Genomic DNA, 26466 nt, shown 5'->3' with positions numbered 1-26466 from the left:
AAAAACAGGAAAGGGATTTCCCCATCGCTTATCGAATTAGTATACTTAATCAATTCCTGCCATTTCTGCAATTGCAGCTCACAGTCCACACAACCGGAGGAATCTACATACACCAACACCTTATAGGGAGACTGGGGTATCGAGTAGTCCACGGTATCTTTGCCGTAAAGCGTGAATACGGGATGATCCGGGAATTTAATCTCTTTCCCATACCATTCCTTGACGATGGGAAGCAGCTCATTATCCCCCTTTTGCCTGCCACAGCATAAAAACATGATAAAAGTCAGCAGCATAAGCCATGTGTTCCTTTTCATAAGCATCTCAATCTAAGAGTCTGTAAAAAACACCTGAAATCTTTTCTTCATAAAGTTTCCATATCAGCCGGATAGTTTCTTTCTCTAGAGGGACTAAATTTAAAAAAGACGTATTAAACAGATGTAACGGTAATCACGGTGACAATATATATAAAAAACGTCGAACCCGCAAGGAAAAGTAAAAGAAATCAACAAAAAAATCAATCCTGTTTTCTCGAGAATCCCCAATTCATTCAAGTCAGCCGCAAGATACAAAAAATTCGTCCTGCTCATAATGGGCTGATCAAATAAGACAATAACCTTTCGCTCGTATTTATATACTCCTTTTGTCACAGTCTTATTCATTGACGAACAAGGCTCCATTCTTCGTTCGGTGGCAGCGAACGATCATTCGGCAGCAGCGAATATATATTCGTCAGCAGTGAACGATCGTTCGCCGCCGACGAATAAAGAATAGATAAGATCGTTATAGACTTTAGAGCAGGAAGGGGGAAGTTTTTATCCGGCTTGATCTGTCTTTTATCCTTATATATACGGATAGTAAGCCCCGCAAGGTTTAACAGGGGAAAGACGAATACAGGATGATCCCCGCAATGCCCGCCAGGATAATCATCAGGATCGGGTGGATCTTGAACTTCCAAGTCAGGATAAAGGCGGCACCAAAGATCAAGAAACTCTTGTAATCGATGAAGTTTTCCTTATTCATTAACAATAACGCGGCGGCGGCGATCAGTCCCACCGTAGCCGGGCGCAATCCCAAGAAAGCTGCTTCCACGTACTTGTTATTCCGGAACTTGGCGAAGAAATAGGAGATCAAAAGGACCAGTAGGAAGGAGGGCAGGCAGACCGCGAATGTCGTCAGGCAAGACCCTAGGATACTCATCGCCTCCGAATACCCTGCGTTATGTATCGCCGTATACCCTATATAGGTGGCGCTATTAATACCGATCGGCCCAGGTGTCATTTGAGAGATAGCGACAATATCGGTAAACTCCTGCAAGGAGATCCAACCGTAACGGTCCACCACGTCGGCTTGTATCAAGGATAACATCGCATACCCGCCACCAAAACCCAATATACCGATCTTCAGATATACATATAATAATTGCAACCAAATCATATCAGCTCTTCTTATTTAAACCATACACCAAACCTCCGGCTATAGCCGCTAAGATAATCCAAGCGGGAGACACCCCACCCAGCCAAATCAGCAATGCCGCACCGACAGGTATGATCATTTGCACATAAGTCAACTTGATAGAACGTGCGGTCGTCAGACAAGGCACGGCGATCAAGGCGACCACCGCTGGGCGCAATCCCTTAAACGCCTTCTCCACCCATACATTATCCTTTACCTGAGTAAAGAACAAAGCGATCAAAAGCATAATGACAAAAGATGGGAGAATCGTGCCCAAGGCACAAACAACACCGCCCCATGTCTTCTTCAATTTACAGCCCACAAAGATCGCTATATTCACGGCAAAAATACCCGGCAACGACTGGGCCACGGAGAAAACGTCAATAAAGTCTTCTTTCGTCATCCACCCCCGGTCCACCACATCCCGTTGGATCAGCGGCAACATGGCGTATCCGCCTCCGATGGTAAACATACCTATTTTCACGAATGTCAGAAAAAGCGTCCAATACATATCCTCAGCTGTTTACGTTGGTTAACGTCCTAAAAGCCTATTGTAAGTCTCTTTATTATTAATAATCTGAAGCGCCTTCTGGTAACTCGGATTATCATCATTGATAATCTGGAAGTACTGCGCCATATCATAGAGATCCCGTGCGATAAGCGCCTTGATCTGAAGCATGATCAACGGCTTCGAACGATTATATTGCTCTTCCTCAAACTCGATCTTCTCATCCCCAGCCATCTTCAGAAGCTCCTCCATAAGATCCTCCTCGACCACGAAATCCTGCTTATACTGCTGGAACTTCGGATATTTAGCCATCATCCGGTTCCGATTACGATCCAAATAATTCATAGACACCCGATTGACCAAACCGGAGGCTACGAGTTTCCGGTGATAATCCGTATAACGGGCCGTATCTACCGGAATGAACACGTCCGGCATAATACCTCCACCTCCGTATACGGTACGCTCGGTAACCAACGTATTATACTTCATTGAATCCGGGAAATGAATACTATCGGCACTCATCAATTCTCCCCGGTTATAACGGTCGATCAGATCATGATGGTACTCCTCGATCTTCCCGTTCTCGTAAGGCTTTTGGATACAACGTCCGGTAGGCGTATAGTAACGAGAAACCGTCAGACGAATCATGGAACCATCCGGCAGAGGAATCGGTTTCTGTACCAAACCTTTACCAAAGGTACGGCGACCTACGATCACTCCACGGTCCCAATCTTGAATAGCGCCGGAGACGATCTCGCTGGCCGAAGCCGACGACTCATCCACCAACACGACCAAACGCCCCTCTTGGAATTGTCCACGAGCGGTAGAGTTCGCCTCCTCACGAGGTTGCTTACTCCCTTTCGTATAAACGATCAACTGGTTTTTATCCAAGAACTCATCTGCCAGCTCTATGGCGATATTCAAATATCCCCCGCCATTTCCCTGCAAATCCAGAATCAAGTTCTTCATGCCCTGTTTCCGGAGCTTCTCCAACGCCTCCCTAAACTCATCGGCGGAAGAAGCGGCGAAACGGTTCAGCTTAATATAACCGGTATTCTTATCCGCCATATAAGCGGCATCCAGACTATACACGGGTATCTTACCACGCACGATCTTGAAATCCATCAAATCCGGAGACTTACCCCGCTTTACTTTCACACGCACCTCGGTACCCTTCGGTCCTCGTAACTTCTTCATGATATCGGTAGTCTTCATCTTCACGCCGGCGATCAAGGTATCGTCTACTTGGATGATACGGTCGCCCGCCATCAGCCCCACCTTCTCAGAGGGGCCTCCAGGAATTACCTGAATCACGTAAAGCGTATCCGTCAACATATTGAACTGTATACCAATACCATCGAAATTACCTTGTAAAGGCTCGGTCATCTCCTTCGTCTCCTCCGGGTCCATATAATTGGAATGAGGGTCCAGCTTATCCAACATGCCGACTATAGCATCCTCCACCAACTTCGTCTCGTTAGTAGAGTCGACATATAGGTTAGAGATAGCGAATAAAGCCAATTGGAGTTTCCGGGCATCCATATTCGCTTTTTGCGCCGTCGCTCCGGTAAACACACCTAAGACGATCAGCAGGGATAAGACGATTCGTTTCATCAGATATATTCGTTTCATAATTTTCAATACAATCTCGTCTCTTTAGGGACGAATTGGGAAATGTCTTTGCCGTAGCGTAACAACTCACGGACAATGCTTGAGCTAATATGCGTATGCTCCGGTTCCGTAAACAAGATAAAAGTCTCGATACCCGTCAACTTACGATTCACGTCCGCAATCGTCTTCTCGTATTCGAAATCATTGACCGTACGGATTCCTCTTAAAATAAAGCCGGCTCCGACCTCTTTAGCGAAATCCACAGTCAATTGATTATATGACATGACTTTCACCCTTGGATTATCCTTGTATAGATTCCGGATCGCCGCCATTCGTTTCTCCAAGGAAAAATAGGTAAGCTTCTTATCGTTGATACCGATCGAGATCACGATCTCGTCCACCAGTTCCAACCCACGCCTTACCAAGGATTGATGCCCGATCGTAAAAGGATCGAAGGTACCGGGAAAAAGCGCGATACGTTTATTTTCAATTGATGACATCTTCTTCAACCACTAAGTTATCGATAATAAAGTTCTGTCGCTCCATGGTATTCTTCCCCATATAGAACTCGAGCATATCTTTCACGAGGTCCTCTTTCTTCATTGTCACCGGATCAAGGCGTATATCCTTGCCGATAAAATGCTTGAACTCATCGGGTGAGATCTCTCCCAGACCTTTGAATCGGGTGATCTCCGGATTCTTTCCGGCGGCGGCTATGGCAGCCAAGCGTTCCTCCTCCGAATAACAATACCACGTCTTCTGCCGGTTACGTACCCGAAACAACGGGGTTTGCAAGATATAAACATGATTACGCTTAATCAAGTCGGGGAAGAATTGCAAGAAGAAGGTAATCAACAACAAACGGATATGCATCCCGTCCACGTCGGCATCAGTCGCGATAATCACCTTATTATACCGCAAGCCCTCCAAGCCATCCTCGATATTTAAGGCCGCCTGAAGTAAGTTAAACTCCTCGTTCTCGTAAACGATCTTCTTTGTCAAGCCATAACTATTCAAGGGCTTACCCCTTAAACTAAATACAGCTTGATAATTCGGGTTACGGCTCTTCGTAATAGAACCGCTAGCCGAGTCACCCTCCGTGATAAAGATACTACTTTCCTCTAGCAGATCCCCTTTCGAATCGGTCAGGTGAATCCGGCAATCCCTCAATTTCTTATTATGCAAATTCGCTTTCTTCGCACGCTCGCGGGCCAGCTTCGTAACACCGGCGATCGCCTTGCGCTCTTTCTCGGACTCCAAGATCTTCTTCAGCAAAAGCTCCGAAGTCTCCATATTCTTATGCAAATAGTTATCCAGGTCATTCTTGATGAAATCACCGATAAACTTCGCTACCGTAGGGCCGTCCGGTCCTATATCTTTCGAGCCGAGCTTGGTCTTTGTCTGGCTCTCAAATACAGGTTCCTCCACTTTTATACTGATAGCGGCCACGATACCCGCACGAATATCCGAATATTCGAAATTCTTATTGTAATATTCCTTGATGACACGGCCTACAGACTCCTTGAAAGCGGAAAGGTGCGTACCGCCTTGGGTGGTATGCTGGCCATTTACGAACGAATAGTATTCCTCTCCATATTGATTGCTATGCGTGACAACCACCTCTATATCCTCCCCTTTCAGGTGGATGATCGGGTAAAGAGGCTCGGTGGTCATATTCTCGTTCAACAAATCCACCAGACCGTTGCGGGAATAGAAACGCTTGCCGTTGTAAATAATGGAAAGTCCCGAGTTCAAGAATACATAGTTCTTTAATAGCCCCTCGATAAACTCGTCCTTATAATGATAATCCTTAAAGATCTCCCGATCCGGGACAAAAAACACCTGCGTACCGTTCGCCTCCCCGGTCGGTTGGATATCCGATTCCTCGGTGACGATCGCCTTACTATATTCCACCCGCTTACACTCCCCGTCACGGTAGCTGGTTATCAAAAAATAACTACTCAAGGCATTCACCGCCTTGATACCCACACCATTCAAACCCACGGATTTCTTAAACGCCTTGCTATCGTATTTAGCGCCGGTATTCATCTTGCTAGACACATCCACGACTTTACCCAGAGGGACACCACGGCCATAATCCCGTACGGCTACCGTACCTTCCTCGATAGTCACCTCGATACTTTTGCCGTACCCCATCATGTACTCGTCGATAGAGTTATCCAGCACCTCCTTCAACAATACATAGATACCGTCATCGGCATAGCTACCGTCCCCCAGTTTTCCGATATACATACCGGGACGCCGACGGATATGCTCCATCCAGTCCAGTGTCTTGATGTCATCATCGTTATATTCCGTAGGTTGTTGTATCGTTGAATTCAGCTCATCCATATCTCTTATAACTTTTTAATATACGCTCTTCTTGATTTATGATGCTCTCGCTTGAAATAATCCCATTGCGCTTGTACGGCGCTATTCGTCTCCAGCTCCGGGTTACTCTCGGCGTAAACGGCACCGATACGCTTATAGACCGGAATCAAGTCATTAAATAATAAAGCGTTCACGCCTTTACTTTGATATTCCGGCAAGACCCCTGTCAAATACAGGTCGATTACTTTCGGCTTACTCTTCAACGCTTTCAGCAAATGAATCCACCCGAAGGGTAACATATGCCCGCGAGCCTTTTGCAAGGCTCGCGATAGGTTGGGCAGGGAGATACCAAAGCCAACCACCGCATTATCCTCTTCCCTTACGATCAGTGTTACCAAATCATAACGCAGCATAGGGATATACATATTGATATAATAATCGATCTGCTTCTCGGTCAATTGCGCAAAACCATACAAGGGAGCGAAAGCAGCGTTCAATGTATGGAATACCGGACGGGCGTAAGGCATAATCTCCTTAGCGTTCTTGAACTTCAGCACCTTCAATCCATATTTCTTCTTCACGATCTCGCCGATACGCAAATGCTTCTCGGGAACACCATCCGGTATATAGATCTTAAATTCATGCCAATCTTGATCCTTTCCGTATCCGATACGCTCCACTTGCTTGGGGTAATAGGGATAATTATAAATCGTAGCCATCGTACCGATCTGATCGAAACCCTCGATCAACATACCTTCGTGATCCATATCGGTAAAGCCCATCGGCCCGTGGATCTCCCCCATGCCTTGTTCACGGGCCCATTTTTCAACAGCGCCGAAAAGGGCATCGACTACCTCATCATCATCAATAAAATCAACGAAACCAAAGCGGGCACGTTTCTGCCCCCAAGCATCGTTACTCGGACGATTCACCATACCGGCGATACGGCCTACCACCTTTCCGTCCTTATAGGCAAGGAAGTAAATAGCGTCGCACACCTCAAACGCCGGATTTTTCTTCTTATCCAGCGTCATCATCTCTTCCTCTATTAAACCCGGTACGTGGTAGGGATTACCCTTATATAATTCGATATTGAACTTGACAAACTTCTTAAGCTCCTTCTTGCTGGTAACTTCTCTTATCTCTACGCTCATCGGTAATTTTATTTAAGCGACAAAGTTACATAAATAATCTTTTACCATGGCATTATAAAACAAATTTATACCTTTGTAAACTCAGATTCATAGCATACCATGAAAAAAATAGTTATTAAATTCATATTGGCATTTATCATGTTTGAAGGAACCTCTTGCATAAATGATCCTGTTATCATCCGCCCCAACCTTGTGTTCCGCTCGGAAGCTACTACAGGGGAAGGATCGATTTGGCATCCCGATCGCAATACTCTTTTTTGGGTAGATATAGAAGGCAAGACGTTATACGAGTATATACCGGACTTACAGAATTGTCGTTCATGGCAATTCGACCGTATGGTCTCTACCGTTGTGCCAGAGACGGACAGTACGGTAGTCGTAGCTTTACAAAATGAGATCATACGTGTAAACCTAACGGATGGTAATATGACATCTATCGCCCCAATCCCGGACAATAACGGGAAGATTCGTTGCAACGATGGAAAATGCGACCCGTCCGGACGCTTATGGATCGGGACCATGGGATTTGGCGCACCTAAAGGGGCTGCCAGCCTTTATTGCGTATGGGCAGACGGAACCGTCGAAACAAAGTTGACAAAAGTCACGATCTCCAATGGAATCGTATGGTCCGCCAACAAGAAATACATGTATTACAACGACACACCTACCCATAAGATCATACGTTTCCGGTATGACGATAGCTCCGGGGATATATTGTACGATGGTGTAGCCGTAAATATACCCGAGGGCACCGGCTCCCCGGATGGAATGACGATCGATTGCAATGACAATCTTTGGGTGGCTCAATGGGGAGGCGGTGCTGTTTATTGTTATAATCCCTATACTGGCGACCTGTTGACAAAAATTGTCGTGCCGGCTCCCCACGTAGCGTCATGCGCTTTTGGAGGGAATAAGCTCGACACGCTTTATATAACGACCGCCCGTGCCGGATTGAGCGAGGAACAGCTTGAGGAATATCCATTAAGCGGTAGCGTATTCTGTTGCAAGCCCGGAGTAAAGGGGATACCGGCGAATTGCTTTCATTAATAATCCGTATTTTTGGTTACAAACTAACAAGATCGTAAACCAAATATCAATTTAAATTGTTTACTTTGTAGACATAGCATGCAAAATAGAGGCATACTCCTGTCTCCACGCATAACAAATGCTAATAATTATACAGAATGGCAAAGAATAAACCTGCAAAAAAAGATAACAAAGAGAAAAAAGGCAAAAAGGACAAAGGATCTGGTAAACGTATGAAAAAAGGAGCGATGATCCAAGCCATCATTTCCGTTTTCCAGTCCTCTCCCAAGGAACCTTTCAACTATAAACAAATCAGCAAGATTATCGGGCTCGAGAACCAAGTGCAGAAATTGCAGGTGGTAGACATCCTGTATGACTTGTCCGCCGAGGATATCATCACCGAGATCGACCGTGGCCGCTATCGTCTCAACGGATTGGGAACCCTAGCCGTAGGAACTTTCGCACGCCGCAGTAACGGAAAGAATTCTTTCATCCCCGAAGACGGAGGTACACCGGTATTTATCGCCGAACGTAATTCCGGACATGCCATGGATGGTGACAAGGTGAAAATACAGCTTTTCGCTAAGCGTAAAGGTGCCGAGCCGGAAGGTGAGGTCGTGGAAATCCTTGAGAGCAAGGAACGTACTTTCGTAGGCAAACTTCAAGTAGCTAAGGGATTCGCCTTCTTGATTACGGAAAACAAGACGTTGTCTAACGATATTTTCATCCCTAAAGATAAACTGAAAGGGGGTAAGAACGGTGACAAGGCGATCGTACGTATCGTGGAATGGCCGGATGAAGCCAAGAACCCGCTGGGTGAGGTCGTCGATATCTTAGGTACCGCCGGACAGAATACCGCCGAGATGCATGCGATCCTTGCCGAATTCGGATTGCCCTACAAATATCCTTCCTCGGTAGAGAAAGCGGCGGATAAGATCCCGGAAGCGATCTCTCCGGAGGAAATTGAGAACCGGGAGGATTTCCGGGGGATAACAACCTTCACGATCGACCCGAAGGATGCGAAAGACTTCGACGATGCTCTTTCCGCACGCCGTTTGGATAACGGGAACTGGGAGGTGGGCGTACATATCGCCGACGTAACACATTATGTGAAAACGGACGGTGTCATCGATAAAGAGGCACAAAGCCGTGCGACTTCCGTTTATCTGGTAGACCGTACGATACCGATGCTTCCTGAGCGACTTTGTAACCAAATATGCTCTTTACGTCCCGACGAGGAAAAATTATGCTTCTCCGCTGTCTTCGAACTAAATAGCGACGCCGTAATGCAAAACTCCCGGATCTGCCGCACGATCATCAAGAGCGACCGCCGCTTTACCTATGAGGAGGCACAAGAAGTGATCGAAACCGGCGAGGGAGATTATAAAGAGGAGATTCTAGCCTTGAACGACCTTGCCAAGAAATTGCGGGAACGCCGCTTCAAGAGTGGCGCTATCAATTTCGACCGCTATGAGGTTAAATTCGAGATCGACGAACAAGGGAAACCGGTCCGTGTTTATTTCAAGGTCTCAAAAGACGCTAACAAGTTAATCGAGGAGTTCATGCTATTGGCAAACCGTACCGTAGCCGAGTTCGTGGGCCGTCCTCCTAAAGGAAAGACTAAGAAGACATTTGTTTATCGTATCCATGAGCTTCCGGACCCGGATAAAATGGAGAATTTCGCCTCTTTTATCCGTCGCTTCGGCTATAAGTTGAAAACAGACGGCACGAAGACGGATGTCTCCAAAGGTATCAACTCCTTATTAGACAATGTACAAGGGAAGCCGGAAGAGAACTTGATCGAGACAGTGGCGATCCGTGCCATGCAAAAGGCCCGTTACTCCACGGAGAATATCGGCCACTATGGCTTGGCTTTCGAATACTATACACATTTCACCTCTCCTATCCGCCGTTATCCGGATATGATGGTACACCGATTGCTGGAACGTTATCTAGCCGGTGGCCGTAGCGTTATACAAAAGAAGTATGAGGATTTATGCGATCATTGTTCCAGCATGGAGCAAGTCGCCGCCAACGCAGAGCGTGCATCCATCAAATATAAGCAAGTGGAATTCATGCAGGATAAGCTCGGCATGGTATTCGACGGCGTTATCTCCGGTGTCACCGAATGGGGACTTTACGTAGAACTGAACGAGAATAAATGCGAGGGACTCGTACCTATCCGTGATCTGGATGACGATTACTACGAGTTTGATGAGAAGAATTATTGTTTATTGGGCCGTCGCAAGAAACGTCAATATCGTTTGGGAGACCCGATCACGATCAAAGTAGCGCAAGCGAATCTGGAACGTAAGCAACTTGATTTCCAATTAGCGGAATAAGGCCGTCGACCCTACGGTAGCCATAAGTATCCAAGTATCTTAACTTGTACTTCATCATTTGTTCCGGCTTTCCCTGCTTATGGCTTGCCCAACTTATCGGCTTCTTTCTTTAGCTGTTCGGCTTGCTCGTTCAACAGCCTTGCACGTTCCAACGCTTCCGCCTGCTTTTGGATGCGGTATTCAAAATCCATCACTGAATCGGTCAGACTTCGGATAAAACCGTTATCCCGTTGCCACTTGAACTTGTTTTCCAGCATATCAAGAGTTTCCCCGTCTGCCTGTCCTTGCATCAGCAAATAGCGATATTTCATATCGTTGTCCTGCAACTGCTGCATACGTTCAGCCAAACGGACATTCAAAAATATGGAAACGGAACAGACAACCAGCACTGCCGAAAAAACAAACAATCCCGGACTAATCCAAGAAGCGACCTTGTTGTAAATCCGTTGATAGAACGGTAAGGGCATAGCTTCCTCTTTATCCATCTTGCAAGAGCCCAAAGTATCAATCATTACCTTGAAACAACGGTAGGTTTCCAATGTTATTTTCTTGGTGTCCTCTATGTTCTTCTGCTGACCTCGCATCCTGCTCCTTATGTCGTCAAGTTGGCTTTGAATAACCTGCAACTTTTCTTCGGGAACAGCCGAATTACTGTGCAGTTCCGACAACGCTTGTTCTATTACTCCCAGCCGTTCGAGAGTTTCCTCCCGACTGGCTGGCGTTACCTGTGCTTCCTGCTTCTCTTTCAGTTCCGTAACCATAGAGAGAAGCCCCTCTAAAATCAAATTATCCTCCATGTCTTTACAGTTTAAGTCGTTTTTTCTTTTTCTTCTTTCTCAAATTAAAATTAGGTTCTTCATCCACTGGGGGAGAAGAAGCGGAAAACAGACCGAGCGAACCAGTTATCAACGGACTGTCAGCCTTGCCCGGTGCAGGTACTTGTTCCCGAACAGGTGCGAAGGTTGTTTGCCGTTGGCTTCCGGCAACATTCATTCCTGCATCCCCGAAACATTTATCCAGTTTGGAAAAACTGAAACTGCGGTCTATCTCCGAACCCTTGAATGTGTATTCGCCTTTGGAAAAGGATATGCCCTGTATCTCATCGGTCTGTCCCTTTCGTTTGAACTGGACGGTGATACCCTTTTCCGCTAACCGCTGCTGTAACTGCTGCCAGTTACGGGATTTGCCGATTTCATTCTTCACAGCCGTGTAAATCTCGTATTTCGACTTGTCCGGCTCTTTCAATCGGTGCTGCTTTACCTGTTCTTTTCCACCAGCAAAATAAAGCCCGTGTTTGGTTTTCAGCTTCTTGCAGACCTGCTCGTTACGGTACATATCGTTCCTGTCCGAAATGGTCCTGCCGTTGTTGTCTATGCGGTTGAATACAATATGTACGTGCGGATGCTCCCGGTCTTGGTGGCGCACGATGATATACTGCGTATCGGTGATTTTCATTTCACGCATATACTCCTGTGCAAGCTCTATCATTTTCTCGTCCGTCAATTTGGGTACATCCACTGCCGAATAGCTTAACGCAATGTGTCCGACCGGCTTCTTCAAATCGGGATTCATCCCGGTCTGCATACAGAAGCTGCGGATTATATCGCTCCAGCTTTCCGTCAGAACCCCGTCCGCATGAAGCAAAACCGCCTGCTCCTTGCCAAGCACATAGTTCACACAGCCCTTAAAACCGCTTCCCTTTTTTATTTTTCCAATCATCCGACAAATGATTTATGATTTCAATAATCCTATTTTTGAGCTTCACCAGTTCCACCGCCACCAATGCGAAACCTCCGGCATTTGCCCTATGCGCCAGCTGATTGATGTTGTTGGCTTCCCCTGCCAGCTTGCGGATGGTGTCCGCATCCTGCCTGTTCAGCCGGGGTATGACCTCTGCCGAAACAACTGCCTGCCGTACATACTCACTGACACGCAACCCGGCTTCTCCGGCTCGCTTCCTGATGGCGTAATACTGCAACTCGGTCAGTTTCGTACTGACAACCCGTTGCTGCTTCTCTATCCGTTTCTTTGCCGGACGTCCCCCCGGCTTATCCTTTATATTCGTCATAGGTTTTTACGTTTAAATGGTGTCTTAAAAATTGCGACCAACGGGAGAAATTTTCTTTGCGATGAGCAAAGCAAGGTAGTTTCGGTTTACCGAAACATAACCTTGCTCTCCCTATGAAACCGCCAGCCGCTGGCAATCCTGCCGGATTAAATGCCCCTGCCTCTCTTTTGTTTTTGGGCGGCACGTTGTCCGGTTTTCTGCTTCGTTTCCTGTACTTGGCTGGCTGCGTTTTTCTGTTCCTGCTTCCTGCCGCACAGATAATCGTTCAAGTCCGAATACCCTCTGTAATTGTGCGAGAAGTCACGCACACGGTAGGAGTATTCCAATTCGATAGCCCGTGTTGCCTTATACCCTGTCTCATCATTGTCAAGCATACAGTGGATGCGTTCATACGGGTATAGCACATCAATGGCTTTCGGCACATTGACAGTCGAGTTAAGAATAACATAGTCCTGCCTGTCAAGGTCAGGCATGGTCGGACAGTTCTTCATCCGGAGCGTAAGGAAAGAGAGGTAGTCCATGAATCCCTCGAATACCAGACACTTCTCTCTCGGCTCTCCCTGCTGCCGTATATGGGTGATGTCTTTCGGGGCAATGCAGCCTTTGAAAAAGGAATTGCGAACCTCGTAACCTCCTGCCATGTTCGGAAACCCGATAGCAAAGAACGGCTTCCCGTTATTGGTAAAATGAAGTTCCTTACATTCTCTTTTTGCCAGCTCAATATTGATACCCCGTCCCTGCAAATAACGGAGCAATGCCGGATGAGTTAAGTCCCGGACTTCCAAATGTTGGAAACTTGGTTCTGTCCTACACTGGGGAAAAGAAAAACTGACTGGGCGAACATTCGGGGTCTGCTCTTCTATCCTTTTTAAAAGGTAGGGCAGACTGTCGGAAAAGTAAAGTTCCTTTGCCAGGGCGATGATGTTGCCGCCTTTCCCTGCGCCAAAGTCATACCAAAGGTTGCGGTCTGTATTCACCTTAAAGGACGCTTCGTGTTCCTCTCTCAGTGGTGATTTATACCATAAGCCGTTACCCTGCTGCTTGACGGGCGAATAACCTAAACTATGCAGATAGTCTGCAATGGGTATTTGTTTCACATCTTCGATGTTCATAACATTTTCTTTTTGGGGATTAAAAAATAGTTGAAAAGTGCACCAGTCCTGTTTAGTCCGTCATATATATACCCGTACCATACTAAACCTGCCTGCTGTCGATACCGGGAAACAGACAGTCCGTTCCGCTTATATATACACCCGGACTAAACCAAACCGACTTTTAATAATGAAAATCAGGATTGTAGCGATAGCCCTTACCCTCTTTCACAATCATGCGCTTGTTCACAAGGAACTTGTTAAGCGACACAAGGACATTGCGTCCACGCTCGTAACCTATACTTGCGTAACCTTGTTTCAATGCCGCTATCACATTGGAATAGCCTTGTACAACCTGCTTACCGAAACCGTTCTCCAATGCTTCCCGGTGCTGCTGTTCCGTCAGCTCTGTAAGCGGAAAGCTTCTGTCCTGCTTGGATTGCTGGAATACATAACCGTTCATGACTTCGGGCAAAGCGTTATCATTGATGCGAAATGCGAACGGGTCAAACTCCCGGTCACGTATGTGCATCGCCTTTACTTCACTTATATTGCCGTCCTGCGTGCTTTTCGTGATTTGCAGGACGGTTTCAGCTTTGTTGTTCAGCTCTGTACCGATATGTCCTCTTGTGTTATCATCCCCCTTGTTCAAATGCAGTACGGTATGGATATGCAGATTATACCCACTTGACCAGCGCATCAAAAGGTTGATTAGGTCGGTCGATTCGCTCGGACTGTTGATGTCGTACATCAAATCACGGATTCCGTCAATAATGAGCAACCCCACATCGGGCATATTCTCTAACATATAGCCAATTATCTGCTTACGTTTGTCGGGGGTCTGCTCCCTTAACACAATGAAAACAAAATCGTCCACATCTTTATCGGTCGGCAGTCCGGCAAGGCGCAAAATACGTTCCATGACCTTATGGCAATGGTACTTGCTCTGCTCGGTATCAACATAGAGAATTTTGCGCTTGTTCGGTGGCAGATATGCCGAATACTTCAAAACCTCGTCATTCTTCAATGCAGCCGCAACAATGGCGGAAATGTTGAATGTCTTTTTGCTCTTGGCTTTGCCTGTGGATGCACTGAAATTGCCCAACGTGCCGATAGTAGAACCGTTCACCCAAAGAATTTCGGGCGGTACTTCATAAGTGTCCGTCACCTTTAGACGAATGGTTTTCCAAAGGGCTGCAAAATCTTCTTTCGTCATGGCTGTACCTTGTCCGATTTCCTCTTTCGTCTTGTTTTCCATAGCCATTATTTCTTTAGAGGACGGTTAAGGATATACTTCTGCGCTTCCTGCTCTATCTGCGCCTGCGTCTTCACCGGGTTCTGACGCAACCATGCTTCCAGCTCAGCCTTTTCAAAATAAAGCATTTTGCCTTGCGGCTTGTAATGGGGTATCAAGTTACCCGAAGTCAGCTTGTACAGGTAACTTTTAGAAAGGTTCAAGAACCTGCTCGCTTCATCGAAGCTAAGCACGTTCTTTGAAAGGAACAACATCTTTTCGAGTTCGGAAACTCTTAACTCCAAGTCTTTTTCCATATCGTTTGGGATTTTAGGTGAAACAATATGAAGGTGCGCACCCTCGTCTTTTGTGTTAACGGGGGCAAAGTTAAGAGCTTGAAAATGAAGTCTAATTGACCTTTGTTTGAGCGTTCAATCTATGCTCAACCTTTTTGCAGTTGTTTGATGTATTTGTCTATGATTTCATATCCTTTCGGATAGATGTTCTTCGCCTGGTCTGTCGCACTCGACAAGTCAGTACGTGTAAGCGGTTCTCCTTTTATCTTCTTCAATATCAACTTGTTGTTTGCTATAACTGACTGCCACTCATAAACGATGTAGTTATAACAGCTGAGTTGCATCATTAGATAAGCCAACAGACGGGTATTATTAACTTTCAATACACCGTCCAACTTACAGTTGAAAAAATCGGTAAGTATTTTGGTGCTGACAGTAGTAGTAAACATATTCGCTTCGTTCACACATTCGGTCAGAAGTTTGATTTCATTGGCTTTCAAAGTGGATTTGAAGGGATTGCTTTTACCCACAATCTTGGCTGGAGTGGTTTCTACACTTTCATCTTTTTCTTTTGGCAAGACTTGTTCTTTAGTGGCAACAGAATCTGTATAGTATTTGCTCTCCTGCTCTTGCAGAAAGTACAAATACTTGGAAAGTACCACAAGGCTAACGATGATGGAAAAATAGGGAAGCCGTTCATCATAGCAAGACGGTTCATGCAAATATGCATCCATATCAAAATCAGAACAGCGGAAAACGATGTACTTTTTCCTCTCATCAGAGTTCAAGTCCTCAAAATAACCGCTTTCCCACAAAAAATCAGGAATATCCATATCCAATACAATGTTACGCACGACACGGTATTTTTGTTGGATGGCTACAATATTTTCAGTCACACGGAAAATTTCTTGTCGCAAATAATCCTTTAGCTGGGCTTGCGTCAAATATTCACGTTTTAAAAATAGTGCATCTACTTTAGTTTTATAGTCATGAGCTATACAACTATCTAATATCTTCTGTATTCCTCTGAAATTGGTTTCTATATGATTTTCCATAATCGTGTGCCTTTAAACGTTCATGTCACAAATATAAGGTAAGAATCTCACTTTTCCCGAAAACATCGGCAATAATAAGGAAGAAAAGATAGGATAAGCGTTAAGAAATTATAAAGATATGGGGAAGAAAACTATTAAAGTACACCTTTTCTTTGTATTCGTCATTCAGTACACATTTAGTACACCCTATAAAAGTAGAAAACCCTGATAATCAGGTGATTATCAGGGTTTATTCGTACCCAGAGCCGGGATCGAACCGGCATGGAAGTGAATCCACTGGTGTTTGAGACCAGCGCGTCTACCAATTCCGCCATCTGGGCATTTTGATCAACCTTTTGGCTTTAACAGTAGGTTTGTTTCTCAAATGCGTTGCAAAGGTACAGCTTTTTTTTAAACCTGCAAGCGTTTGGATGAAAATTTTCAAATATTTTTTTCGTAAAGGGAATATATATGGGTTTGTTTCGCATAGCAAAGATTATTTCGTTACATTTGTGAATGTATAATCATAATAACAGCCAATATCATGAAAGATAATTATTGCGTCATCATGGGAGGCGGAATCGGTAGCCGTTTCTGGCCTTTCAGTAGAGAAAGTTACCCAAAACAATTCCTTGATTTTTTTGGGAGCGGACGGTCTTTACTGCAAATGACATTTGATCGCTTCGCAAAAATCATCCCTACTGAAAATATATACATCGTTACCAACGAATCTTATGCAGACTTAATCAAGGAGCAGTTACCCGAATTAGCGGAAGAACAAATCCTTTTAGAACCAGCTCGTCGCAATACAGCCCCCTGTATCGCTTATGCGACTTATCATATTAAGGCATGCAATCCGGAAGCGAATATTGTCGTAGCCCCTTCAGACCATCTGATCTTAAAAGAGGATGTTTTCTTGAGGGACATTCAAAAGGCATTGGATTTCGTGAAAAGAAACCGTGCGTTGGTCACTTTGGGCATCAAGCCTAGCCGCCCGGAAACAGGATACGGATATATCCAAAGCAGTGATACGGTAGTAGATGATTTCACCAAGGTGAAGACCTTTACGGAAAAACCGAACCTCGAGTTGGCAAAGGTATTTATGGAAAGTGGAGAATTCTTCTGGAATTCCGGATTGTTCGTCTGGAACGTGAATACGATCTTGGAAGCGTTCTCTAAATATCTCCCGGATATCAGCAGCCGTTTCGATCTGGGCAAGGATAAATTTAATACCCCGGGAGAAAAAGCGTTCATCCAAGAGAATTTCCCCTATTGCCTAAATATATCCATCGACTACGGTATCATGGAAAAAGCGCACAACGTATATATGCTATGCGTAGATTTCGGTTGGGCCGACCTCGGTAGCTGGGGATCTTTGTTCGACCTAGCGAATAAAGACGAGAATGAGAACGCCGTATTGAAAAATAACCAGGCAATGCTATACGAATGCTCCGGCAACGTGATCGCATTGAATAACCCGAAACGTCTAGCTGTTATCCAAGGGCTAAAAGATTGCATCGTAGCCGAGTCTGGAAACGTATTATTGATTTGTAAGAAGGATGACGAACAACGTATCAAACAATTCGTAGCCGACGCCAAGATTAAATACGGAAAAGAATACAACTAATTAAGAATTGAGAATTGAGATTTATCGGCAAGCGGTATTCATTCTCAATTCTCAATTTTCAATTTCTTAGCAAGATATCGTACAGGATACCACGCTGCCAAAAAGCCTATCGTTAACACCGTTACGAAAACCGTAATTATATCGGTTGGGACTACACGTACCGGATAAGCCTCTATAATAAATGCTCCAGCGGCTTCCCCTAGTTTTATAAAGCCAAACTCTTGTTGTAACAAACAAAGCACAACTCCGATCAAGACTCCGATCAAAGCTCCAAAACCAGAGATCATCCAACCTTCAAACAAAAAAATCCGACGGATCAGACTGTCATCAGCTCCCATATTACGCAGTGTACTTACATCCTCCTGTTTCTCGATCATCAACATAGATAAAGAGCCCACCACATTGAATAAGGCGATCGCCAATATAAATGTAAGGATCAGGAAGGTCATCCATTTCTCCACTTGCATCATTTTGAAAGAAGCCTCCTGCTGCTCAAAACGGTCTTGCACGATATATGGATCACCTAGAATTCGTTGAATCTCTTTCTTTACCGAAGCGATATCCTCGCTATCTTTCACCTTCAATTCCAACGCTGTCACTTCTTTATCATAATTAAATAAAGAACGAGCCAGCGACAAGGGCACGATCATATATGAATCATCGTAAACCTGTTGGTCCGTACGAAAGACAGCGCCTATATAAGCATATTCCAAATTGAAGGAAGAAGCCGGATTCGCCATGTTTACCTTCTCCTCCCGCTTTGGAGCGTAGATCTCCAGCGGAGAGACAAAGCCTGCGTTTATTCCTAGCGAGAAAGCCAATCCGATCCCCATATTCGCGTAATTCGCAACCTCGTCATTCAGAAGGAATTTTCCATCAATCAAGATACTATCGATCTGCGCCAGTTTCTCATATTGATCGTCTACCCCTTTCAAGGTAGCCACACCCTGACGATCTCGATAACGGACCAAGGCATTGTCTTGCAACACCTCACTAAAACAAACAATGCCGGGCAATTCCCGCACCTTTCGAATCTCTTCCGAGGTCGAGTCGAAAACCTTCCCTTTCCGAGGCATGATTTTCAACTCCGGATCAAAATTGCTGAAGAGAGAAGAGACCAAATCGTTAAAACCATTATAGACCGACAAGGCACAGACCAAGGCGATCGTGGCGACAACAACCCCACATACCGATACCATCGATATGATATTTATGGCATTGTGCGACTTTTTCGAAAAGAGATACCGCCGGGCTATATAGAACGGAAAATTCAAGGCTCCTCTTGATTACTTATGCAAAAGATTGTCGATATTCTCGATATAATCCAATGAATCGTCTATAAAGAAGCTTAATTCAGGAATCTTACGCACCTGCAAACGAATGCGTTGCCCCAAATCAAAACGGATCGCTTTCGTATTGCTTCGTATAGCCTCCAATAGCTCTTGCGATTTATCCGATGGGAAAATGCTTAAATAAGCTCTCGCCACACTTAAATCCGGACTTACACGAACTACACTGACAGAGACCAATACGCCATGCATTCCTTGCGTCTGTTTCTGAAATATATCACTCAACTCCTTCTGAAGAAGGCGTTCGATCTTTTGTAATCTAGTACTTTCCATACGCTTTATTATTTACTTTTTCCAGATCATCGTCAAACCGTCGCGTAAAGGGAGGATCACCTTCTCTACCCGATCGTCTTGCTTGATCTTTTCATTAAAAACCAGTATTCCCTTCGTTTGTTTATCGGAAGGATGCACTTCTTCTATCACTTTACCGTCCCAAAGCGTATTATCCGCAATAATCAAGCCGCCCGGACGGACCATCGGGAATACCAAATCATAATACTCGGAATACAGACGTTTGTCGGCATCGATAAAAACTATATCGAACGTCTCATCCAAATGGGGGATAATCTCCATCGCATCCCCGAAATGGACTTTTATCTTGTCCTTATGTGGCGAGCGGGAAAGATATTTCATAATAAAATCCTCCATCTCGTCATTGATCTCGACCGTATGGATCAACGCCCCCTCGTCCATCCCTTCCGCCATACACAAAGTGGCATAAGACGTATAAGTCCCGATCTCCAAGGCTCTTCTCGGACGAATCATCCGGCAAAACATCTTCAATATCCTACCCTGCAAATGCCCGGATAGCATACGCGGACGGAGGAGGTTCACATTGGCGTCGCGATTCAATGCCAACAACAAATCCCCTTCTTCGTCTATATGAGAAAGAATATACGCATCAATCTCGCCCGTAAACATGCTTCTTACTCTTTAAAAGTAGGCAATTGGTATTGTGTGCCGGCATCCAGCACCTTTCCTACATTATTAATCTCCAAGAAGCTGGTACCACCACCTTCGCCGAAGCTACCGCTCAAATACGCTACCATATCGTTACGAGTGATACGTCCGCTATGAATCAACTGATTCAGCGCATCATAAAAATATCCCCTACGGCTGTCATTGTACGGCTGATGAACCGCCCATACACCATAAGAAAGACCCAACATACGCATCACACGAGGGTTATAGCAAATAGCGAACACGGTAGAGGTTCCGCGGAAAGCGGCCAGATAACGTGCCGTACGACCGGTGTAACTATCCGTGATGATCGCCTTCACATGTAATTTAGAAGAAGACTTAACGGCTTGTTTTGCTAAAAAAGAAGTCACGTCTAAATCATTCCCCTCGATCGGTACACGGATATCATTCGCAGAAAGCTTAGTCTTCTCAGCCTCACGAGCCACTTTCGTCATAGTCTGTACCGCCTCGACTGGATATTTTCCATAAGCCGTCTCACCGCTTAGCATCAAAGCATCCGTACGATAATAAATAGCATTGGCGATATCCGTAACCTCAGCACGAGTAGGACGAGGATTGTTAATCATGGAATGAAGCATTTGCGTAGCCACGATAACCGGCTTCTTCACCTCCACGCACTTACGGATCAACATACGCTGGATACCCGGAATCTTCTCGGCCGGAACCTCAATACCCAAGTCACCACGAGCAATCATGACACCATAAGCCACTTCCAAGATCTCTTCAATATTATCCACGCCCTCTTGATTCTCGATCTTAGCGATAATCTTGATAGGGCTGTTAGACTCGTCCAAGATACGTTGGATATCCAATACGTCCTGTTTGTTGCGAACAAATGAGTGAGCAATAAAATCAAGATCATGCTTGATCGCCCAAAGTATATTATTACGGTCTTTCTCCGTCAATGAAGGTAAATTGATACGTACGCCCGGCACATTCACGCTCTTGCGGCTACCCAACGTAGCGTCGTTCTGGACTTCGCAAAGCAAGCAGTCGCCAGATTTCCCGACAACTTTCATTTCCAGATCACCATCATCGATAAGAATGTCGCTGCCAACCACCAAGTCATTCACGAAATTCTTATATGACACACAAATGCAATCATGCGAAGTTTCCTGATCGGGATTACCGATTACCTTCACGATCTCTCCAGTCTTGAAAGGGATCGGCTCCTTGTTTACCGTTGTCGTGGTACGTACTTCCGGCCCTTTCGTATCCATTAAGATACCGATACGATCGGATACAGTACGGACGTTATTTACCACACGGGTCAACCCCTCTTCCATCATGTGAGCCGTATTCAAGCGCACCACATTCATTCCCGCTTTATATAACGCCTCAACGAACTCAACGTCGCAGCGCTGGTCGGAAACTGTAGCAACAATCTTCGTATGCTTTAACATATACCTTAAAATTATTATAACCTAATTATTAATTCTATTTGATAACCTTCTATCACATAAACGATTCAATCGCCAACCGATACGAATCCAGTCCAAACCCAAGAATCACTCCCCGGCATGCTGCCGATATCATCGACACATGGCGAAACGATTCACGGGCATGCACATTCGAGATATGTACCTCCACGACTGGCGTAGTAACCGCCTTGATAGCATCATGCAACGCAACGGAAGTATGTGTATAAGCACCGGCATTCAACACGATACCGTCATATTCAAAACCAACCTCATGGATCTTATTAATCATTTCTCCTTCCACATTACTTTGATAATAAGATATCTCACACTGAGGAAAGCAGGCACGTAACTCGCTCAAATAGCCCTCGAACGAGGCATTTCCGTATACTGTCGGTTCTCGCTTGCCCAACAGATTCAAATTAGGGCCATTGATGATCTGAATCTTCTTCATTCTTATTGTAAGTTTATTACCTTTGTACCGCCTGTTGAGGTCGGAATTATCCGGCAAAGGTAAGGATTTTATTTGACACATTCATAACGACATACCGACAATGAGACAAGGAAAAGATATAAACAACCGATATAAGACCTATTTACGGCTGGAAAAATCGCTCTCGACCAACTCGATCAACGCCTATTTGACAGATCTTGACAAATTGCTACGTTTCGCTGAGGATGAGAAAAAGGACATTAAGAAGATCACCTACGACGACTTGCAACAGTTCATCGCCCAATTACGTGACATCGGTATCCATCCCCGATCGCAAGCACGTATCATTTCAGGTATAAAATCGTTCTATCGTTTCTTATTGCTTGACAATTATATAACAAATGATCCGACCGAATTGTTAGAGTCTCCCAAGATCGGACTAAAGTTACCGGAGGTTCTAACCGTCAACGAGATAAACAGCATTCTCGAAACGATAGACCTCACGCTTCCCGAGGGACAGCGCAACCGTGCGATGCTGGAAGTTTTATATAGTTGCGGACTACGCGTATCGGAGCTTACCGGCCTACGTTATTCGGATATATATCCCAAAGAAGGTTTCATCCGAGTAGAGGGTAAAGGAAGCAAACAACGACTTGTTCCTATCTCCGAAGTCGCTTTGCGAGAAATTAAGAACTATTTATATGACCGGAATTCGATCGTGGTTAAAAAAGGCTTCGAGGATATTCTATTTCTAAGTCGGCGAGGGACGGCTCTCTCCCGTATCATGGTATTTCATATCATCAAGCAACAGACAGAGGCCGCCGGTATCCATAAAAACGTAAGCCCCCATACCTTCCGCCATTCTTTCGCCACCCACTTGCTGGAAGGCGGCGCCAACTTACGGGCTATCCAAGAGATGCTGGGGCATGAGAAAATCACCACTACCGAAATATATACACATATCGACCGGGAGTTCCTTCGCAAAGAGATACTAGAACATCATCCGAGGAGCAGGCCAAGAGGGTGACGCTGCATGGAATATCAAATGGCACAGATTGCAAAGAGACATTCCAGATAGTACCGTATTTATTGCCAAAGAAGCCTAATTCCAGACTATATCTTTTGAGTCCATTAGGCAGTTTGTCGATATCTATCACCATGTTCTCAAACCGGTGTTCCATATCATCGAAGGTTCTCTCTAATTTTCGGGTATCGCTTCCTATCGGTAACTGGAACCGCCCGAGAGCCTCCCGATCAGCCACCGCATTGCTTCTCTGTTTTCCTCATAGCGTATTCAAAAAGCTCAATCTTTCGATCAGCTCATTTCCCAACGCGCGTTTGTTCACAATATGTTCTTGTACGGCGGTGACAAACGGATTGTTCTCGAAATCACCTCGTACCCCCTCGAAGTCTTGTTGTTTTTCCACACTGGAACCATCCACGCCAAAACCTGTCATAGAGGTTAAAGAGAACTCCTTGCGAGCATCCTCATACAGCAATTCGTCCAAGCGAGTCACAGATTCTTGCCAACGGCGCACAAGCTTGATGATCTCAGCCGCCGAGATCGAGCGAAGGTCTACCTCATAATAAAGTTCGATCATCTCATACGCCCACGTCCATTCCAATGAATAATAGCGGCCATGTACCAAACGGAAGAAACATTCCACCTCCTCTAACGAGGTAATCTCCCCTTGTTCGATATCCGACAATAAAGCGTCTAGCGGCTCTTTCGGAAGGATCAGACCCGCCAGATCCAACCACTCGCCAGAACCTTTGGACTCCGTGGGACGCAATTGTTCCCAAACCTCTTCCATCGAATGGAATTCGGTTCCCTCTAGTCTCTTGATCAAAGAGTTACCGAAAAACTTATTGATAGCCATTCCATAGAAATTCAAGGCATTCCGAAGAGAGGAACCTTTTATACGGGCATTTTGGTAATAATAAATCTCCGATGTCTCACCAACCAACGCTTGTAAATTCCTCAAGATATCGATCGCCTTGAGCATCTTATGAATCGTATAAGGACTCAACAAATTGTAGTTGATCATATCCAAGCGATCCGGGTCTGTACGTTTATCACGTTTCGGCCATTTCTGGGCATCACGGATCGTACCCACGCTGCGAAGATTAATTCCCGGGACTAAGTAAGTCTCATCATCCTTCTCTATTAAATAGGAGAAAGGAATATCAGAAGTATCGCTATGGTGATGATGGCGCCCCATTACTAAAGAGAAAGCACCGATACGAGCCGGCCAAAGGATATACGAGTCGCTGGTAGTCTTGGAACCACGCTCTACGATCCCTTGATGGATCGGTCCCAGCTTATACATATGATTACTCTGGTTGGAGCCACTCCCCGCATTCAAGAACGAATACATTCCCGCTATCAACAAACTGCTCTTATGCATAGACACCGTAAACGGGCCGGCGAAAATAGCACAAGCCTCTCCATTCTCGAAAGCGCAGTTACTGAACAATAAGGAATCGTGCGCCGAGAAGTTATGTGTCACTTGGCAAGCCTGTCCGATAAAACAACGGATAATCTTAGCGGCATCCGCAATTTTAGCCCCCGAGGAGATAATGAAATCTTGTGCGATCACGCTATCCCCGATAAATATCGGAGCCTCCTTCTTGCTATTTACGGAACCATTTTCCAAACGTGCACTATTCTCTATAGTCGCATAATCACCAATCTTCACGTTACGGATCGTACCGGTATTAACAATCTTAACTCTATCGCCAACTATTCCCTCCGTAGAGGCGATACCCTCCGTATAAGCGGTAATCATATCCCGCAAGTGTTTGATCAAGACCGGACGATGTCGGTACAAAGCGATGATATAAGCCAATGAGGCCGATAAACCATCGTAAATCGGAACTTCACGCCCACCGGTCTCATTCAACACCGATACCTCGACATTATTCCCGAACGTAGCCTTGCCTTCCACCAACATAACATTTATATTCTGGATAAAGCAGTCATCGCCGATTCGGTAATTAGCTATATAATTTTGTACGTTCTCAATCAATACATTATCCCCCAACGTACAATTATGTAGGGTAACATGACGAAGCCCACTATGCTTTACCAGTCCCCCCGGTAGGGTAAACACCTTTCGAAAGGCTCCTAACTGAACCGTTCCCGAAAAACGCACATGGTTCACATATTCAATATCAAACATCTCAGGAACCCAAACTTGATTCCAATCATCGGCCCGGCAAGCTTGAGATCGCAAAATAGCGATCTCATCCAGCTGCAAATTTCTCAAATGATTCATTGGCATTAATTTTGTAAGACTCTACTCTTCATCGTATTGCTGAAAGAGGAAGTCATTGTAGGGGAAACGGTTGATATGGATTTGTTTAACCCGTTCATACAATATATCTTTCAACACCTCTATATTCGTACGTTCCTTGGCAGAGATAAAGATGCAATTATCTTGCAATTTACCCATCCACGTACATTTCAGTTCATCCAGATCAATATTCTCACGAGTACGAGGAGTCAAATCATCCTCCTCTTTCGGGACAAAGGTAAATGCATCCACCTTATTGAAAACCATGATCATAGGTTTCTCGACCTTATCAATCTCCATCAACGTACGGTTCACGACCTCTATTTGCTCCTCAAAAGTAGGATGAGAGATATCCACGATATGTACCAGCAAATCCGCTTCTCGTACCTCATCCAAGGTCGACTTAAAAGATTCTACCAGTTCAGTCGGTAACTTACGAATAAATCCGACCGTATCAGACAGCAAGAACGGTAAGTTCTCGATAATTACCTTACGTACGGTCGTATCCAACGTAGCGAACAACTTATTCTCGGCAAAAACCTCGCTCTTGCTCAATAAGTTCATCAAGGTAGATTTACCAACGTTCGTATATCCGACTAACGCTACACGTACCATCTTACCCCTATTTTTCCGTTGTACGCTTTTTTGTTTGTCAATGTCCACCAACTCTTTCTTCAACCGTGATATTTTATCCAAGATAATACGTCTATCGGTCTCCAACTGAGTCTCACCCGGGCCACGCATACCTACCCCGCCTCGCTGACGCTCCAAGTGTGTCCACAGACGAGTCAGACGGGGTAACATATATTTATATTGCGCAAGCTCCACCTGTGCCTTCGCATGGGCAGTTTGCGCACGGCTAGCGAAAATATCCAAGATCAAGCTTGTACGATCCAAGATTTTCACCTGCAATTCTTTCTCAATATTACGGAGTTGCTTCGGACTCAGCTCATCATCAAAGATCACCAAGCCAATCTCATTCTCTACCACATACTCCTTAATTTCTTGCAATTTACCGGTCCCGACAAAAGTGGCAGAATTCGGATAATCCATTTTCTGGGTAAAACGCTTTACCGCATCCACCCCTGCCGTATCAGCCAAAAAAGCCAATTCGTCTAGATATTCCTTAACTTTTTGCTCATTTTGCCCAGGGGTAACTAAACCCACCAAAACAGCCTTTTCGGTCTGTGCCTCAGATATGATAAATTCTTTCAT

24 protein-coding genes, 1 tRNA gene and 1 pseudogene are annotated in these 26466 nt (G+C 45.1%); 4 read left to right on the top strand and 22 right to left on the bottom strand.

Translation table 11 applies throughout. The features are described 5' to 3' along the window. The 7 genes and pseudogenes from E5342_RS08825 to E5342_RS08795 form a co-directional block, all read right to left on the bottom strand. Positions 1-314: pseudogene (locus E5342_RS08825) on the bottom strand (hypothetical protein); the annotation flags it as partial. 556 nt (positions 315-870) lie between these two features. Further along, positions 871-1434 (bottom strand): chromate transporter, encoded by a 564-nt coding sequence (locus E5342_RS08820; protein ID WP_121737421.1) that lies wholly within the window; start codon positions 1432-1434, stop codon positions 871-873. A 1-nt stretch (position 1435) separates the two neighbouring features. Then, the gene (locus tag E5342_RS08815; protein WP_121737422.1) at positions 1436-1963 is read right to left on the bottom strand and encodes a chromate transporter; all 528 of its coding nucleotides are present in this window, start codon (positions 1961-1963) and stop codon (positions 1436-1438) included. A gap of 21 nt (positions 1964-1984) precedes the next feature. Continuing rightward, positions 1985-3574, bottom strand: a complete 1590-nt coding sequence (locus E5342_RS08810; RefSeq protein WP_121737423.1) for a S41 family peptidase — start codon at positions 3572-3574, stop codon at positions 1985-1987. A 23-nt stretch (positions 3575-3597) separates the two neighbouring features. Then, positions 3598-4071 carry a pantetheine-phosphate adenylyltransferase gene (gene coaD, locus E5342_RS08805; protein ID WP_121737424.1) on the bottom strand — a complete coding sequence of 158 codons (474 nt, stop codon included), beginning with the start codon at positions 4069-4071 and terminating at the stop codon, positions 3598-3600. Then, on the bottom strand, positions 4058-5923 hold the full coding sequence (locus E5342_RS08800) for a DNA topoisomerase IV subunit B (protein ID WP_121737425.1): 1866 nt from the start codon (positions 5921-5923) through the stop codon (positions 4058-4060). The genes coaD and E5342_RS08800 overlap by 14 nt, the downstream gene beginning before the upstream one ends. Positions 5924-5928: 5 nt before the next feature. Continuing rightward, a complete protein-coding gene (locus E5342_RS08795) occupies positions 5929-7056 on the bottom strand; it encodes a hypothetical protein (RefSeq protein ID WP_135959219.1) in 1128 nt (375 codons plus the stop codon). Between the two features lie 138 nt (positions 7057-7194). Between E5342_RS08795 and E5342_RS08790 the strand changes: the two genes are divergently transcribed. After that, complete coding sequence (locus E5342_RS08790) at positions 7195-8103, top strand: SMP-30/gluconolactonase/LRE family protein (protein ID WP_121737358.1); 909 nt, start codon at positions 7195-7197, stop codon at positions 8101-8103. Positions 8104-8240: 137 nt separating this feature from the next. After that, the gene (rnr, locus tag E5342_RS08785; RefSeq protein ID WP_135959218.1) at positions 8241-10424 is read left to right on the top strand and encodes a ribonuclease R; all 2184 of its coding nucleotides are present in this window, start codon (positions 8241-8243) and stop codon (positions 10422-10424) included. A gap of 77 nt (positions 10425-10501) precedes the next feature. Here the strand turns inward: rnr and E5342_RS08780 are convergent, their stop codons facing one another. The 8 genes from E5342_RS08780 to E5342_RS08745 all read right to left on the bottom strand — a co-directional run bounded on the left by E5342_RS08780 (position 10502) and on the right by E5342_RS08745 (position 16488). Then, positions 10502-11221 (bottom strand): hypothetical protein, encoded by a 720-nt coding sequence (locus tag E5342_RS08780; RefSeq protein WP_117987799.1) that lies wholly within the window; start codon positions 11219-11221, stop codon positions 10502-10504. A gap of 4 nt (positions 11222-11225) precedes the next feature. Continuing rightward, positions 11226-12143, bottom strand: a complete 918-nt coding sequence (locus tag E5342_RS08775; protein ID WP_024987965.1) for a relaxase/mobilization nuclease domain-containing protein — start codon at positions 12141-12143, stop codon at positions 11226-11228. Next, positions 12109-12492 carry a MobC family plasmid mobilization relaxosome protein gene (locus E5342_RS08770; protein WP_024987964.1) on the bottom strand — a complete coding sequence of 128 codons (384 nt, stop codon included), beginning with the start codon at positions 12490-12492 and terminating at the stop codon, positions 12109-12111. The genes E5342_RS08775 and E5342_RS08770 overlap by 35 nt, the downstream gene beginning before the upstream one ends. Before the next feature lie 146 nt (positions 12493-12638). Then, positions 12639-13604 carry a toprim domain-containing protein gene (locus E5342_RS08765; protein ID WP_005782049.1) on the bottom strand — a complete coding sequence of 322 codons (966 nt, stop codon included), beginning with the start codon at positions 13602-13604 and terminating at the stop codon, positions 12639-12641. A 163-nt stretch (positions 13605-13767) separates the two neighbouring features. Beyond that, the gene (locus tag E5342_RS08760; protein WP_372585353.1) at positions 13768-14847 is read right to left on the bottom strand and encodes an AAA family ATPase; all 1080 of its coding nucleotides are present in this window, start codon (positions 14845-14847) and stop codon (positions 13768-13770) included. Next, on the bottom strand, positions 14847-15134 hold the full coding sequence (locus tag E5342_RS08755; RefSeq protein ID WP_005633171.1) for a helix-turn-helix domain-containing protein: 288 nt from the start codon (positions 15132-15134) through the stop codon (positions 14847-14849). The genes E5342_RS08760 and E5342_RS08755 overlap by 1 nt, the downstream gene beginning before the upstream one ends. A gap of 125 nt (positions 15135-15259) precedes the next feature. After that, on the bottom strand, positions 15260-16168 hold the full coding sequence (locus tag E5342_RS08750) for a hypothetical protein (RefSeq protein WP_024987962.1): 909 nt from the start codon (positions 16166-16168) through the stop codon (positions 15260-15262). A 236-nt stretch (positions 16169-16404) separates the two neighbouring features. After that, positions 16405-16488 (bottom strand) — tRNA-Leu (locus E5342_RS08745). Between the two features lie 203 nt (positions 16489-16691). Between E5342_RS08745 and E5342_RS08740 the strand changes: the two genes are divergently transcribed. Beyond that, entirely contained in the window at positions 16692-17774 is a 1083-nt protein-coding gene (locus E5342_RS08740; protein ID WP_121735368.1) for a mannose-1-phosphate guanylyltransferase, read from the top strand. A 44-nt stretch (positions 17775-17818) separates the two neighbouring features. Here E5342_RS08740 and E5342_RS08735 read toward each other — a convergent pair whose 3' ends face one another. From E5342_RS08735 to aroQ, 5 genes are read right to left on the bottom strand one after another with little or no spacing between them, the layout of a single operon-like run. Then, on the bottom strand, positions 17819-19048 hold the full coding sequence (locus E5342_RS08735; RefSeq protein ID WP_121735367.1) for an FtsX-like permease family protein: 1230 nt from the start codon (positions 19046-19048) through the stop codon (positions 17819-17821). A 12-nt stretch (positions 19049-19060) separates the two neighbouring features. Then, the gene (gene rbfA / locus E5342_RS08730) at positions 19061-19396 is read right to left on the bottom strand and encodes a 30S ribosome-binding factor RbfA (RefSeq protein WP_005859883.1); all 336 of its coding nucleotides are present in this window, start codon (positions 19394-19396) and stop codon (positions 19061-19063) included. 12 nt (positions 19397-19408) lie between these two features. Continuing rightward, positions 19409-20044 (bottom strand): O-methyltransferase, encoded by a 636-nt coding sequence (locus E5342_RS08725; protein ID WP_121735366.1) that lies wholly within the window; start codon positions 20042-20044, stop codon positions 19409-19411. Positions 20045-20049: 5 nt separating this feature from the next. Next, positions 20050-21507 (bottom strand): pyruvate kinase, encoded by a 1458-nt coding sequence (gene pyk / locus E5342_RS08720; protein ID WP_135959217.1) that lies wholly within the window; start codon positions 21505-21507, stop codon positions 20050-20052. A gap of 52 nt (positions 21508-21559) precedes the next feature. Then, entirely contained in the window at positions 21560-21976 is a 417-nt protein-coding gene (gene aroQ, locus E5342_RS08715; protein WP_121735364.1) for a type II 3-dehydroquinate dehydratase, read from the bottom strand. Between the two features lie 100 nt (positions 21977-22076). Here aroQ and xerD point away from each other — a divergent pair, with 100 nt between their 5' ends. Next, the gene (gene xerD, locus E5342_RS08710; protein WP_121735363.1) at positions 22077-22982 is read left to right on the top strand and encodes a site-specific tyrosine recombinase XerD; all 906 of its coding nucleotides are present in this window, start codon (positions 22077-22079) and stop codon (positions 22980-22982) included. 256 nt (positions 22983-23238) lie between these two features. Here xerD and E5342_RS08705 read toward each other — a convergent pair whose 3' ends face one another. Further along, complete coding sequence (locus E5342_RS08705; protein WP_121735362.1) at positions 23239-25233, bottom strand: DUF4954 family protein; 1995 nt, start codon at positions 25231-25233, stop codon at positions 23239-23241. A 21-nt stretch (positions 25234-25254) separates the two neighbouring features. Then, complete coding sequence (hflX, locus tag E5342_RS08700; protein ID WP_121735361.1) at positions 25255-26466, bottom strand: GTPase HflX; 1212 nt, start codon at positions 26464-26466, stop codon at positions 25255-25257.

Source organism: Parabacteroides distasonis, from assembly GCF_004793765.1.
GTDB classification, from domain to species: domain Bacteria; phylum Bacteroidota; class Bacteroidia; order Bacteroidales; family Tannerellaceae; genus Parabacteroides; species Parabacteroides distasonis_A.
This window is presented reverse-complemented; position numbering and strand designations above follow the sequence as displayed.

Coding starts and splice junctions, on each gene's coding strand:
- E5342_RS08820 (WP_121737421.1), bottom strand. CDS start 1,434: ATGATTTGGTTGCAATTATTATATGTATATCTGAAGATCGGTATATTG.
- E5342_RS08815 (WP_121737422.1), bottom strand. CDS start 1,963: ATGTATTGGACGCTTTTTCTGACATTCGTGAAAATAGGTATGTTTACC.
- E5342_RS08810 (WP_121737423.1), bottom strand. CDS start 3,574: ATGAAACGAATCGTCTTATCCCTGCTGATCGTCTTAGGTGTGTTTACC.
- coaD (WP_121737424.1), bottom strand. CDS start 4,071: ATGTCATCAATTGAAAATAAACGTATCGCGCTTTTTCCCGGTACCTTC.
- E5342_RS08800 (WP_121737425.1), bottom strand. CDS start 5,923: ATGGATGAGCTGAATTCAACGATACAACAACCTACGGAATATAACGAT.
- E5342_RS08795 (WP_135959219.1), bottom strand. CDS start 7,056: ATGAGCGTAGAGATAAGAGAAGTTACCAGCAAGAAGGAGCTTAAGAAG.
- E5342_RS08790 (WP_121737358.1), top strand. CDS start 7,195: ATGTTTGAAGGAACCTCTTGCATAAATGATCCTGTTATCATCCGCCCC.
- rnr (WP_135959218.1), top strand. CDS start 8,241: ATGGCAAAGAATAAACCTGCAAAAAAAGATAACAAAGAGAAAAAAGGC.
- E5342_RS08780 (WP_117987799.1), bottom strand. CDS start 11,221: ATGGAGGATAATTTGATTTTAGAGGGGCTTCTCTCTATGGTTACGGAA.
- E5342_RS08775 (WP_024987965.1), bottom strand. CDS start 12,143: ATGATTGGAAAAATAAAAAAGGGAAGCGGTTTTAAGGGCTGTGTGAAC.
- E5342_RS08770 (WP_024987964.1), bottom strand. CDS start 12,492: ATGACGAATATAAAGGATAAGCCGGGGGGACGTCCGGCAAAGAAACGG.
- E5342_RS08765 (WP_005782049.1), bottom strand. CDS start 13,604: ATGAACATCGAAGATGTGAAACAAATACCCATTGCAGACTATCTGCAT.
- E5342_RS08760 (WP_372585353.1), bottom strand. CDS start 14,847: ATGGCTATGGAAAACAAGACGAAAGAGGAAATCGGACAAGGTACAGCC.
- E5342_RS08755 (WP_005633171.1), bottom strand. CDS start 15,134: ATGGAAAAAGACTTGGAGTTAAGAGTTTCCGAACTCGAAAAGATGTTG.
- E5342_RS08750 (WP_024987962.1), bottom strand. CDS start 16,168: ATGGAAAATCATATAGAAACCAATTTCAGAGGAATACAGAAGATATTA.
- E5342_RS08740 (WP_121735368.1), top strand. CDS start 16,692: ATGAAAGATAATTATTGCGTCATCATGGGAGGCGGAATCGGTAGCCGT.
- rbfA (WP_005859883.1), bottom strand. CDS start 19,396: ATGGAAAGTACTAGATTACAAAAGATCGAACGCCTTCTTCAGAAGGAG.
- E5342_RS08725 (WP_121735366.1), bottom strand. CDS start 20,044: ATGTTTACGGGCGAGATTGATGCGTATATTCTTTCTCATATAGACGAA.
- pyk (WP_135959217.1), bottom strand. CDS start 21,507: ATGTTAAAGCATACGAAGATTGTTGCTACAGTTTCCGACCAGCGCTGC.
- aroQ (WP_121735364.1), bottom strand. CDS start 21,976: ATGAAGAAGATTCAGATCATCAATGGCCCTAATTTGAATCTGTTGGGC.
- xerD (WP_121735363.1), top strand. CDS start 22,077: ATGAGACAAGGAAAAGATATAAACAACCGATATAAGACCTATTTACGG.
- E5342_RS08705 (WP_121735362.1), bottom strand. CDS start 25,233: ATGAATCATTTGAGAAATTTGCAGCTGGATGAGATCGCTATTTTGCGA.
- hflX (WP_121735361.1), bottom strand. CDS start 26,466: ATGAAAGAATTTATCATATCTGAGGCACAGACCGAAAAGGCTGTTTTG.